The organism is Streptomyces sp. NPDC058985 (assembly GCF_042740985.1).
GTDB lineage: Bacteria > Actinomycetota > Actinomycetes > Streptomycetales > Streptomycetaceae > Streptomyces.
Genome location: NZ_JBHYJX010000002.1, coordinates 242468 through 254346 on the forward strand (window position 1 = coordinate 242468; position 11879 = coordinate 254346).

The 11879-nt window shown below is 73.1% G+C and carries 8 protein-coding genes; 2 read left to right on the top strand and 6 right to left on the bottom strand.

Going from position 1 to position 11879, the window contains the following annotated elements; translation table 11 throughout:
* Nucleotides 1-4 precede the first annotated feature (4 nt).
* Nucleotides 5-1510, top strand: a complete 1506-nt coding sequence (locus ACFW01_RS02740) for an alpha-N-arabinofuranosidase (RefSeq protein ID WP_234954399.1) — start codon at nucleotides 5-7, stop codon at nucleotides 1508-1510.
* Nucleotides 1511-1522: 12 nt separating this feature from the next.
* On the opposite strand, the gene ACFW01_RS02745 is transcribed toward ACFW01_RS02740, so the two are convergent.
* Nucleotides 1523-4273 (bottom strand): beta-galactosidase, encoded by a 2751-nt coding sequence (locus ACFW01_RS02745; RefSeq protein WP_234954397.1) that lies wholly within the window; start codon nucleotides 4271-4273, stop codon nucleotides 1523-1525.
* 449 nt (nucleotides 4274-4722) lie between these two features.
* Here ACFW01_RS02745 and ACFW01_RS02750 point away from each other — a divergent pair, with 449 nt between their 5' ends.
* A complete protein-coding gene (locus ACFW01_RS02750; RefSeq protein ID WP_234954393.1) occupies nucleotides 4723-5376 on the top strand; it encodes a DUF4360 domain-containing protein in 654 nt (217 codons plus the stop codon).
* A 29-nt stretch (nucleotides 5377-5405) separates the two neighbouring features.
* On the opposite strand, the gene ACFW01_RS02755 is transcribed toward ACFW01_RS02750, so the two are convergent.
* The 5 genes from ACFW01_RS02755 to ACFW01_RS02775 form a co-directional block, all read right to left on the bottom strand.
* A complete protein-coding gene (locus tag ACFW01_RS02755; RefSeq protein WP_234954391.1) occupies nucleotides 5406-6074 on the bottom strand; it encodes a histidine phosphatase family protein in 669 nt (222 codons plus the stop codon).
* A gap of 56 nt (nucleotides 6075-6130) precedes the next feature.
* Entirely contained in the window at nucleotides 6131-7687 is a 1557-nt protein-coding gene (locus tag ACFW01_RS02760; protein ID WP_234954389.1) for a substrate-binding domain-containing protein, read from the bottom strand.
* Between the two features lie 139 nt (nucleotides 7688-7826).
* Nucleotides 7827-9038 (bottom strand): helix-turn-helix domain-containing protein, encoded by a 1212-nt coding sequence (locus tag ACFW01_RS02765; protein ID WP_234954387.1) that lies wholly within the window; start codon nucleotides 9036-9038, stop codon nucleotides 7827-7829.
* 183 nt (nucleotides 9039-9221) lie between these two features.
* Nucleotides 9222-10163 (bottom strand): hypothetical protein, encoded by a 942-nt coding sequence (locus tag ACFW01_RS02770; RefSeq protein ID WP_234954385.1) that lies wholly within the window; start codon nucleotides 10161-10163, stop codon nucleotides 9222-9224.
* Between the two features lie 47 nt (nucleotides 10164-10210).
* Nucleotides 10211-11878, bottom strand: a complete 1668-nt coding sequence (locus ACFW01_RS02775) for a DUF6801 domain-containing protein (RefSeq protein WP_384502218.1) — start codon at nucleotides 11876-11878, stop codon at nucleotides 10211-10213.
* Nucleotide 11879 lies beyond the last annotated feature (1 nt).

The following is an 11879-nucleotide window of genomic DNA, read 5'->3' on the forward strand; positions in this document are numbered from 1 at the left end:
CACCATGCGAACCGCCCGCTTCACCCTCGACCCCGCCTTCACCATCGGTGAGGTCGACCCCCGCCTCTTCGGCTCCTTCGTCGAGCACCTCGGCCGCTGCGTGTACACCGGCGTCTTCGAACCCGGACACCCCGCCGCGGACGCCGACGGGCTGCGCCAGGACGTACTGGACCTCGTCCGGGAACTCGGCGTCACCGCCGTCCGCTACCCCGGCGGCAACTTCGTCTCCGGGTACAAGTGGGAGGACTCGGTCGGCCCGGCCGAGGACCGCCCCCGCCGCCTCGACCTGGCCTGGCGCTCCACGGAGACCAACCGCTTCGGCCTGTCCGAGTACATCGCCTTCCTGCGGAAGGTCGGCCCGCAGGCCGAGCCCATGATGGCGGTCAACCTCGGCACCCGGGGCGTGGCCGAGGCGCTCGAACTCCAGGAGTACGCCAACCACCCCGCCGGCACCACGCTGTCGGACCTGCGGGCCGAACACGGGGACAAGGACCCCTTCGGCATCCGGCTCTGGTGCCTCGGCAACGAGATGGACGGCCCCTGGCAGACCGGCCACAAGACCGCGGAGGAGTACGGGCGGCTCGCCGCCGAGACCGCGCGGGCCATGCGCCAGATCGACCCGGACGTCGAACTCGTCGCCTGCGGTTCGTCCGGCCAGTCCATGGAGACCTTCGCCGCGTGGGAGGCGACGGTCCTCGAGGAGACGTACGAACTCGTCGACCACATCTCCCTGCACGCCTACTACGAGCCGCTCGACGGTGACGTCGACTCCTTCCTCGCCTCCGCCGTGGACATGGAGTCGTTCATCGAGAACGTCGTCGCCACCTGCGACCACGTCGGTGCCCGGCTGAAGTCGAAGAAGCGCATCAACCTCTCCTTCGACGAGTGGAACGTCTGGTACATGTCGAAGTCGCAGGCCGAGGTGAGCGCCCTCGACTGGCCCGAGGCGCCCCGCCTGCTGGAGGACAACTACAGCGTCATGGACGCGGTCGTCTTCGGCTCGCTCCTCATCGCCCTGCTCCGGCACGCCGACCGCGTCGCCGTCGCCTGCCTCGCCCAGCTCGTCAACGTCATCGCCCCGATCATGACCGAGCCGGGCGGCCCGGCCTGGCGCCAGACCACGTTCTTCCCGTTCGCGCAGGCCTCGCGGTACGGCCGCGGCGAGGTCCTCGACGTGCGGGTGGACTCACCGACGTACGGGACGGCGAAGTACGGCGAGGCCGATCTGCTGCACGCGACGGCCGTGCGCGCCGAGGACGGCTCGGTCACCGTCTTCGCCGTCAACCGCTCCCGCACCGAGCCGCTGCCACTGGACGTCGCCCTCGGCGCCCTGGAGCTGACGGACGTCGTCGAGCACAGCGCCCTCGCGGACGCCGACCCGGACGCCCGCAACACGCTCGCCGAACCCGAACGGGTCGTCCCGCACCCGGTGGACGGCACCGCGCTGCGGGACGGCACCCTGACCGCCGTACTGGAGCCGCTGTCCTGGAACGTGATCCGGCTGCGCTGAGCCCCGGCCCGGTCAGTCGCGGCGCCGGCCGGGGGAGGCGACCGGCTTCACCGGTACCCCTCCGGCCGCGCTGCCCAGCAGCTCCAGCCGTACCGTCCCGGGCCCCGGCGCCGACTCGCCGTCGGCCAGTACCGCCAGGGCCAGGGTGTTGGCGGCGGCCCGGGTGCGCAGGATGCCGTTCGGCAGGACGAAGGTGTGGGCCGCGCCGGTGCGGCCGGACGCGTACTCGCCCATGTTCCAGCCGTTCAGGAAGACCTGGACGCGGTGGTCGCCTTCCGGGGCGTCGTCGAGGACGAGGCCGACCGAGGCGTCCACCTCCGGCGGCACGTCCAGCCGGAACGTGGTCCGGTACCAGGTCACGCCCTGGCGCCGGTCCTCGCGCGGGAGGTCCGCCGGGGACGCCTTCTCCCAGTCGCCGTCGTCGTACCCCGGCAGATACCAGCCGTGCCGTTCCCCGTACAGCCCGCCGTGGTTGAGCGGCCCGCGCACGGGGTCGGGTGCGACCGCGCCCCGGATCCGCCAGCGCACGTCCGGCGCGGCCCCCTCGAAGGCGGCCGACGTCAGTCCGCGGGCCGCCCGCGGGTCGTCCTGGCCGTGCTGGGTGCGCCGCACCAGGACGGACAGGACGGCCGAGTCGCCGCCGTCGGCACGCTCCCGCCGGGTCGCGCGCAGACCCGCCGGCACGCCCAGTCCGGCCGTGCCGGTCCAGGTGTCCGGCCCGTCGCCGTCGTCCGGACGGTGGACGCCCAGCGGTTCGCCGTCCAGCCACGCCATCAGCAGGCCGCGCGCGCCGGTGGCGTAGGACAGGGCCACCGACTTCAGGCCGGCGGCCCCGGTGAGGCGGGCGCGGTACCAGACGTCGCCGTAGTGGTAGCCGTAGTCGTCGGCGAAGAGCACGGGCTGTCCGCCGGGCACCGGGGTGGTGCTGTGCGAGGTCCGCCGGTCGGCGACCGTCCACCCCGAGTCGCCGTACTCCGGCGCGGACTCGGGGTTCTCGGTCCGCCGCCGCCAGCCGTCGAGTTCGGGCAGCGCCACCTCGGGCACGCCGGGCAGCGGCCACACCGTCATCAGGCTCTGGGCGCGGCCGAAGGACGCCTGCACCGCCGTGCCGTTCCAGGTGACCCGGCCGATGCCGCGCGGCGCCCACACCTCCAGCTCGCGCTCGTCGGCTGTGTCACCGGTCAGCCGGATCGTGTCCCCGTCCAGCACTGCCTCGCGCAGCAGCTCCGGGCCGCGGACCAGGACCCGGCCCGACGGCGTCTCGTACGGCCACAGCCGCAGTGAGGCGGCGTCGTCGGCGAGGAGCAGCAGCAGGGCGCGGTCGGAATCGGCGCCGCGCACCCGCACCCGGGTCAGCCGGTCCTCCTTGAGCGGCACCGTCACATGCAGCTTCCCGTGGTCGAACGCCCAGGCGGCCTCCTCGTCCAGCCGGGTCGGCCAGGGCTCCGAGGGGCAGTCGAGGACCAGGTGCGCCATCTCCCCGGCCCGCCCCACGAAGGCGGCGATGTCCACCCGCCCCACGCTCAGGGACAGCATGGGCTGCACGGTGGCGTACGCCAGTTTCCGTCCCGCGCCCAGGTGGAGGCCGGTGGCGAGCAGCTTGGCGTCGCGGGCGGGGACGGTGACCTCGACGTCGGTCCCGTCCATCGGGACGGTGGAGGTGACGGCGGCGGCGGAGTCGTTGCGCAGCACGTAGGCGTGGGCGCCGGTGTCCGGGTTGGCCAGGTGCCGCACCTGGACGCGGGCGTCCGCGGCCCGGACCTCGGCCGCCTCGTCGAGCCGGGTGAAGTCGGGGACGTGGCGCAGCAGGTGCCCGAGCTGGTGGAGCGGGGCGAGTTCGGCGGTGGGCCGGCGTGCCTCGTCGATGGCGGCGGCCGGGTCGTAGGTGGGGGTGGGCGCCGACGGCGCGGGCAGCCAGCCCCACGAGGTGCCGCCGTACGCCATGTGGACGTTGTGCAGCGTGGTCCCGCGTGCCAGGCCGTCGAGGTGCACCCGCCGCGCCTCGGCGGCGTCCCGGGTCCGCTCCGCCTCGTCCCAGGCGAGGGTGGTCCCGGCGTGCAGCAGGGGTACGTCGATGCCGTCGGCGCGGATCCGCTCGTGCAGGTGGGTCAGGTCGGCGCGCTCGGGGGCGTCGGCCCGGTAGAGCAGGACGGTGCCGGTGCCCCGGGTGAACTGGTGCCGGGCGACGACCGCGTTGACCCGGCTCAGCCACTCGTCGGCGTGGCGCAGGTACGCGGGGTCGGTGGTCCTGGGCCGGGCCCCGGTGGCCGCCAGCCAGCCGGGCAGGCCGCCCGCGTCCACGTCGGCGCCGATGTACGGGCCGGGGTGGACGACGACGTACAGACTGCTCTCCGCGGCCGTCCGCAGGAACAGGTCGAGATCGCGGACGCCGGTGAAGTCGTACGCGCCCGGGGCGGGGGAGTGCTGGTTCCAGGCGAGGCGGACGCTGACCGCGTTGTGGCCGTACGCCCGCATCTTCTGGAGCACGTCCCGCCACAGGGACGGGCTGGGCAGCCGGAAGGGGTGCAGCTCACCGGACCACAGCGACAGCCGTCTGCCGTCCACCAGCAGGGAGTACCGGTCCAGGGCGACCCGGTGGCGCAGCCCGTCGGCGCCGGGCGGCCCGGGCGGCGGGCCGGTGGGCACGGGGCCGGGGGGACCGGCCGTCGCCGCGCCGCTCACGCTGCCGCCGAGCGAGAGCCCGAGGACGGTGGTGCCCGCGAGGGCGCTGAACGCTCGTCTGCTGAGACTGCTGAGCTCCAAGGGAGCCTCTCCTGTTGCCGTGCTTCTGGTGCTGCCGCGTGAGCGGGACCTCTCCTGTGCCCGGCCATTCTTCCAGCGGACCCCGCGATGGCCGGTATGTGGATCCCGGCGCGTGCGGACCACCCGGTGCGGGCAGTACCGGAACCGGCCGTCCAGCAGGACGACCGGCCGGTCCAGGCGGCGGACGTGGCCGCCGGCCGGGACATTCCGCACACATGTCTGGAGGGGATCCTCGGCGGTCTCCGGCGGGTACCGGTCGGCGCGCGAGGCGCCGGCCAGGCCGCACGGGGTGGGAACCGGCCGGTGTGAATGGCCGGGGAGGCATCTGTCCGCACCCGGGCGGGGGTCCCTACGATGCGGGCGTTGCGTGAATGTCATGTGCAGAACACGTGTAGATGGCCAACGCATTAAACAACATCCACCCCCCCACTGACCGGGATGGGAGACCCATGGCCACGGGCCTGCTCCTGAGCGGCACCATCGCCGCACTGCTCACCTCCGCGCTGCCCGCGCAGCACCAGCCGTCCGGCGGGTTCGAGGACCCGCCGCCGGACAAGATCGTCATCAAGGTCGCCACGGTGAACGGCTCCGGCTGTCCGCAGGGCACGGCGGCCGTCGCCGTCTCCGAGGACAACACCGCGTTCACCGTCACCTACAGCGACTACCTCGCCCAGGCGGGCGGCGACTCCGCGCCCACCGACTTCCGCAAGAACTGCCAGCTCAACCTGCTCGTCCACGTCCCGCAGGGCTTCACCTACGCCGTCGCCAGCGCGGACTACCGCGGCTTCGCCGCCCTCCAGCCCGGCGCCAGGGGCACCCAGCGGGCCTCGTACTACTTCCAGGGCTCCCCGAACACGGAGTTCCGCACCCACCCCTTCGGCGGCCCGCTCAACGACAACTGGCAGGCCACCGACACCACCGACTGGGCCCAGCTGGTCTGGGCGCCCTGCGGGGTGCAGCGCAACTTCAACATCAACACGGAGCTGCGGGTGAGCACGGGCACGTCCGACCCCGCCAAGGTGAGCTTCATGACGATGGACTCGACGGACGGCGACATCAGCACCGTGTACCACCTGGCGTGGAAGGAGTGCCCGGAGTCCTGACCGGCGGCCGGCCCGCGGGCCCCCGGCGGTCAGCCGGCGGCGTCCTGGACGCTCTCCCCGGCGGGACCGCCCTCGCGCGGGCCGCCGTCCTCGGGGCCGACGGGCCGGCCCTCCCAGTGCAGGACGCGCCACCCCGCGTCCGGGGCGCCGGACAGGACGACGACACCGGTGTTCCCCAGCCCGTGGGCGGCGGCGAAGCCGGCGTCGACGTTCTTCGCCCGGGCCGCCGTCCACGTACGGATCACGGCGCCGTGACTGACCATGGCCACGGTCCCGGCCCCGGTGGCCGCGGCCTCCTCGACCACGGCGTCGAAACGGGCCAGCGCCTCCACGCCGTTCTCCCCGCCCGGCACACGGCGCGCGGTGTCCCCCGCCGACCAGGCGAGCGCGGTGGTCAGGTACGTCTCGACGGCCTCCCGGTCGCCCCGCATCTCCAGATCACCGGCGGACAGCTCCCGGATGCCGTCCCGCACCACGATCTCCAGACCCGTCCGGGCCGCCAGCGGCGCCGCGGTGAGCCGGGTGCGCAGCAGCGTCGACGCGTAGAGGGCGTCGATCCGCTCCGCCGCCAGCGCCTGAGGCAGCGCGTCCGCCTGCTCCTGCCCCAGCGGGGTCAGCGCCGGGCCGGGTGCGGCCGTGTCCAGCAGGTGCTTGAGGTTGGACGGGGTCTGGCCGTGCCGAATGAGCAGCAGTCGCATCGACGGATCAGTCTTCCTTGAGCCGGGACCGGGACTCTCCACTGTGCCACCCCGCCTCACGCCCCGTCCGGGCGGCAGAGCAGGGGCTTGTCCAGTTCGGAGCAGGGGCGGTGGCCCTTGGAGCGGATGACGTCCTTGCCGACCTCGTCGGCGAGGTAGCGCAGGAAGCCCGCGGCGATCGAGTCGGCCGGCGGTTCGCCGTAGGTGTAGGCGATCTCCGTCTGCCAGTACGGGTACGCCCCCTCGTCGGCGCCCTCCAGGGTGGCCGGGTAGCCGTCGACGCGGACCTGCCGGACGTCGTCGCGCGCCGAGGCGGCGCCGACCTCGCTGTGGCCGAGGGCGCCCGGGGTGGAGGACACCGTGTCGAGCAGGGTCGCGGTGCCGCCCACCTCGCAGCGGCCCGGCCGGTCCGGGGCCAGCCCCGCGCAGTCGGCCGTGGTGACCGCCGGGAGGGCTCGGCCGTCGAGGACCTGCCGTTCGAGCGTGGTCCGGGTGCCCGAGCCGGGGTTCCGGCTGACCAGGCGGACGGGTACGTCGTTGCCCCCGACCTGGCTCCAGTCGGTGACGCGCCCGGCGTAGATGTCCCGGACCTGCTTCAGGGACAGGTCCCGGACCCCGGCGTCCTCGTGCACGACCAGCGTGAACAGCGACAGGGCGACGGGCCGGGGGAGCAGCTGCGGACGGCCGTCGGACTTCGGCCCGTCGCTGAACGACAGCCTGTTCCCCAGGCCCCGGCCGTCGGTGAGCGCGGCGTCGGCGCCCGCGGCGGCGAGGGTGTCGAGACCGTCGACGCTGCCCTTGAAGGAGTTGGCGGTCAGCGGGATACGGGCGTCCGGGCAGGTCCGCTCGTACTGCTCCGCGGCCTCCCGCAGCACCGGCGCGAAGGCCGTGGAACCCGACAGGTGAAGCGTCCCGGCGGCGCAGTCCAGCGGCGCGGCCGTGTCGTCGCCCCCGGCGAAGGTGAGCGCCGACTGGGTGGCGCTCACCAGGATGAGCGAGGCGAGCAGCCAGCGGACCTGCCGGGAGGCGAACGGGTAGTACGCGGTCTTCTTGATGTTCCCGCCGCGCACCCCGCCGACGACCCCCGCGGTGACCTCCGGCTCGGGGAACTCGGGCTCGGTGAAGCCCTCTTCACGGTCCAGGACCGCCAGGACCTTGTAGTGCGCCCTGCGGTTCAGTATCACCTTGGGCAGCTTGACGACCCGGCCCGTGGTCTCGAACCCCTCGGCTCCCGGGACGAAGAAGGTGGGCGGCACCTGGGGACTGCGCTCCGTCACCGTCATGCCGACCACCCGGCGGCCGGGGAAGGCGATGCTGATGCCCACGGGGTCGTTGGCGGGAGCGACGTAGTCCCCGGCGACCACGGGGCTCCAGCCGGCGTTCTCGATCCGCAGCAGGACGACCGAGGGGTCGCGCAGGTTCGTCCCGTCCCACTGCATGCGCTGGAGCACCGTCGTGTCCGGCCCCGAGGCGGCCGAGTCCCGGATGGTGGTGTCCAACTGGACGCGGTAGCCGAGCCTCTTGCGGCCCGCCAGCACGAACTCCCACAGGGCGGCCACGACGGGCACCGTCAGACCCAGGACGGCGGCCACGGACTCCCACGACAGACTCACGTCCGCCTCCCCCTCAGGACGGTGACATGGGAGGCCATGGTGGCGGCGGAGAGCGGAAGGGGCCCGCGGATTCCATGAGTCTGCCGTTCGAATTCATCCGGAGGTCATCTGCGACACCCGGTGTTCGCCCGGCGCGGGATCAGTCCGTGCCGTCGTGGCCGCGCAGGTGCAGCGAGCGGAGGGCGACCTCGATGGCGAACCGGTGGTCGGGGTCGGCGAGCCGGTCGCCGAGGTAGGCGTCCAGGGTCCGCAGGCGGTAGCGGACGGTCTGGGCGTGCACACCCAGCACCTCACCGACCTGCTCGGCCGGCGCCCGGGTGGAGACGTGGACGCGGAGGGTCTCGACGAGCCGGTCGCGCCGTCTGGCGGGCAGCTCGTCGAGCGGGGCCAGTTCACGCGCCGCGATCCGGTCGACGAGGGCGGCGTCGGACAGCAGCCACAGCGTCGTCAGGTGGTCCTCGCAGCGGATCAGCGGAGTGTCGGGGATGACATCGTCGTCAACGAGCTGCAGCACCCGGCGGGCCCAGCGGACGGAGTCGGCGGCCTGCGCGACCGGTACGGTCAGGCCGAGCGCGGCGCGGGTGCCGGCCAGCGCCGTACGGAGCATGTCGAGGCGGGCGGGGGTGAGGTCCCCGGGGACGAGCAGATGCGGCTGCGGGATGTCCAGGTCGGTGAGGACGTCCCGGTCGAGTGCCGCCTGGAGGTGTTCCGGCGCCGGATGGTGCAGGGCGACGAGGAAGCACGACCGGGGCAGCTCCCAGGCGGCGGCCTTGCACAGTTCCGAGATGGTCGTCCGGGGCAGCGGCGAGGCGGTCAGCAGGAAGTGGAGTAATTGTCTTCGTAACGCGGACTCCTCCGAGGCCGCCCGCTCCCGCACCTCCGCGTACCCCTCGCGGGTGATCGCCTCCAGCTCCTCGACGTAGGCGAAGAGGGCGTCGGCGAAGGCAAGAATCAGGGCGGGGGAGAGGCTGTACTGCCGTCCCAGGGTCTTGGCCCGGCGCAGTGCGATGCGGGCGCCGAGCCGGTAGGCGCCCTGCAGGACCTCCAGGTCGCGGCCCTCGTAGGCCTCCACCCTGCCGAATCTGCGCAGCAGTTCGTTGCGCGTCTCCGAGCTGCTGCCGGGGTTGTCGATCCGGTCCACGAAGGCGGTCAGGGCCTGCTCGACCCCCTGCCGGATCGCGTCCCCGTCCGGGCCGTTGAGCAGCCTGCCGTACACCGGGTAGCTGCGGGTGACCTCGATGCGTATCTCGTTCAGCAGCCCCGGGAGCAGCGGCCGCATGAAGGCCGCGAACTTCTTGGGCAGGGGGTCGAGCGGTTCACCGAGCACCGAAGGACGCGCGATGGAGGGCATGAGTATTCCCTTGCTCTGCGACATGTCCGGTGGGGTGGCCGGCCGGGCTCCGTTGCGCGTGGGGTGGAACCTGGCCGGTCCACCAGGCGTTCACCGGCTTGGCTAGCCGACGGTAAATCAACTTCATTGTGATGTACATCTCTTGGGGAGCAATCGTGCGCTTGTTGTGTGCGACTTTGGCCGTTACCTGACGGCGGAGTGCCAGTTCTCGGCCAGTACCCGGCCGGCGTCGGGGACGACGGTTCCGGGCGCGTTGAGGCCGGTGAGGTGGGTCTGCGTGTTGTCGAGGGTCAGGCTGTTGTTCCCGGCGGCGGAGGGCAGGCCGGTCTTCGCGTTGACCGCCGCGTTGATCAGGCCGACGTTCAGGCCGCAGCCGGTGGCGCCGGGCACCGCGAAGGTGCTGTCGTTCTGGGTGGCGCCGGTGAGGTTGATCCGGCTCATCTCGCCGGCCTCGTCCGGGGTGCCGTCACCCTGGAAGAAGGACATCCCGAAGTCCGGGAAGTTGCGGTTCTCCGGCCGCAGGACGATCGGCTTGGCGGCGGATCCGATGTAGCACTTGTCGCCGAGGAGCGGGTTCTCCAGGTGGATGCGGACCGGCAGGGCGACGATCGGCATGTCGGTGAGGACGCCCGCGGTCTGGTCGAAGGCGTAGGGCGCGCCGACGGACTCCATGGTCGCGGTGATCTTGTTGAGGCTGGAGTTCTCCAGCGACTCGCAGATGCCCGTGATCACGAAGATGTCGCTCGGACACATCAGGCCGAGCAGCCCGCCGGGCACGGAGGCGGGCTCGGCGACGAGCGCGCCGGAGGCCGGGGCGACGACCGCGCTGGTGCCGTCCGCGTTCTGCACGACGCCGATCTGCAGGTTGGTCCGGCCGGTGACCACCGTGGTGTTGCCCAGTTTGATGGAGCCGCTGGCGGAGGTGGAGACCACACACTGCGGGGTCTTCTCGACGCCGTCGGCGGTCAGCATCGCCGGGGCGTCGACGGGGCAGCGGGTGAAGGGGGCCCACTCGCCGTTCAGCGAGGGGTCGGCGGCCGTCGCCGTGCCCAGGGAGGCGAAGGCGCCGAGGGCGGTCAGCGCGGAGACGATGGCGAGCCGGGTGCGGGTGGAGGTCGGACGCATGGTGGTGGCCTTCCTTGGAAGTGGGCAGGTGGGCGGGGCGGGAGGGCTCAGCGCTCGGCGACGGGGATCTCGTAGGGCTGGAGGTCCTCCGTGCACTGGCCGGGGGTCTCGGGGGTCGGGAAGACGGGGGCGGCGATCGCGCACGTCTGGCCCTGGACCTGCTTGATGTGGTTGCCGGGGCCGGAGACGGAGGCGGTCAGCAGACGGTCGAGGTCCTCGCCGTCCGCCGTGCCGCAGCCGGTGAAGGCCGGGATGCTCGTCTCGCCGGACAGCGTGCCGCCGCTGAGCAGCAGGTAGCCGGTGGCCTCCTGGCCGATGAGCTGCTCGCCGCGGCCGTAGAGCACCAAGTGGTCACCGGGGTGGTTGGCCGGATCCGGGTCGGCGGAGGTCAGGGACGTCTCGGTCCGGCAGTCGGGGCCGACGTCCAGGGGCGTCCCGTTGACCTCCAGGTCGGTCACGTGCGCGACGAGCGGCGCCCGGACGTAGGTGTCCGTGACCGTGGTGAAGTCGGACAGTCGCAGCTTGATCCGCGAGTCGATCCGGATGGGCCCGGTCTGTTTCAGCACCATCGTGGCCTTGACCGGCGCGAAGTCGAAGGACAGGAAGGTGCTCGGGAACGGCGGTGTCTCCTTGCGCCCCTGGTAGTGGAAGTTCGCCCACGACACCGTGTCGAAGATGATGTGCTCCGGGTCGGGCGGACCGTCCACGGGGATGCCCTGCTCGATCAGCAGGCAGGAGGGCGGGAGGTAGGCGGCGCCCTTCATCTTGTTCACGTTGGCGTAGCCGGTGACGTAGGCGTTGAGCGACACGTCCGTGGGCGGGTGCTGCTCGTCGTAGCGGCACGGCGGTACGTCGTCGCGGTCCGGGGCGGCGCCGGGCGGGGTCTGAAGCACCTCGGGCGACCGGTCCCCCTGCCGCTCCTCCCGTCCGTGCCCCTGCGCCTCCCGGTCCGGGCTGCGGGAGGCCCCGTCCGGCCCGGACGGTGAACTGCCCGGGCTCGGAGAACCGTCCGCGCCGACCCGCACGGTGGCCAGCAGTCCCTGGTCGGGCGCGTCCTCCGCGAGGGCGCAGCCGACGGTGAGCGAGTCGGGTCCGGAGTCGGAGCCGGAGTCGGAGTCGGGGCCGGTGGCAGCGGACCGTGGGGCGGTCGGGTCCGCAGCGGCCGGGTCGGTGGAGGCCGCGCCCGCCGCCGCGTCGAGGGCCAGGTCGACGGCGAGGGTGCCCGCCGTGAACGTCAGATCTCCGTCGCCCCGGCCGGCCACCGAGGGGACGTCGCCCTTCGAGACCAGCGTCAGCGGCCCCGACCCGGGCAGCGCGACGGGCTCGGCGCCGCCCCGCCAGGTCGCCTTCGCCGTCGCCTCGTTCTGGGCCACGCGCACCTCGAGCCGGGTCGCCGCCCGCACCTGCGCCGCGCCCTGCCCGGTGAGGTCCGCGACGGCCTCCGCCGGGAGTTCGACGGTGGTGGTGACGCCGGACGGCGAGAAGGTCTCGCCCGCGTCGGCCCGTTCCGGGAATTCCGCCGAGATCCGCACGGTCGTGGGCAGTTGCCCCGACGGGAGGGTGCAGACATAGGGGAGTGCGACCTCGATCTCCTGGGTGCCCGAGGCGGAGGCCGTGGTCGGGATCAGGGCGGCGAGCACGACGAACGCGGCGATCGACGTGGTCCGGGCACGGAACCGGGGCGGCCGGGGTACGGCGGCTCGTTGGGCTTTCATG

What these genes read in the sequence shown, in the direction of transcription:
- ACFW01_RS02740 (WP_234954399.1), top strand. Translation starts at nt 5, where the DNA reads ATGCGAACCGCCCGCTTCACCCTCGACCCCGCCTTCACCATCGGTGAG.
- ACFW01_RS02750 (WP_234954393.1), top strand. Translation starts at nt 4,723, where the DNA reads ATGGCCACGGGCCTGCTCCTGAGCGGCACCATCGCCGCACTGCTCACC.
- ACFW01_RS02755 (WP_234954391.1), bottom strand. Translation starts at nt 6,074, where the DNA reads ATGCGACTGCTGCTCATTCGGCACGGCCAGACCCCGTCCAACCTCAAG.
- ACFW01_RS02765 (WP_234954387.1), bottom strand. Translation starts at nt 9,038, where the DNA reads ATGCCCTCCATCGCGCGTCCTTCGGTGCTCGGTGAACCGCTCGACCCC.
- ACFW01_RS02770 (WP_234954385.1), bottom strand. Translation starts at nt 10,163, where the DNA reads ATGCGTCCGACCTCCACCCGCACCCGGCTCGCCATCGTCTCCGCGCTG.
- ACFW01_RS02775 (WP_384502218.1), bottom strand. Translation starts at nt 11,878, where the DNA reads ATGAAAGCCCAACGAGCCGCCGTACCCCGGCCGCCCCGGTTCCGTGCC.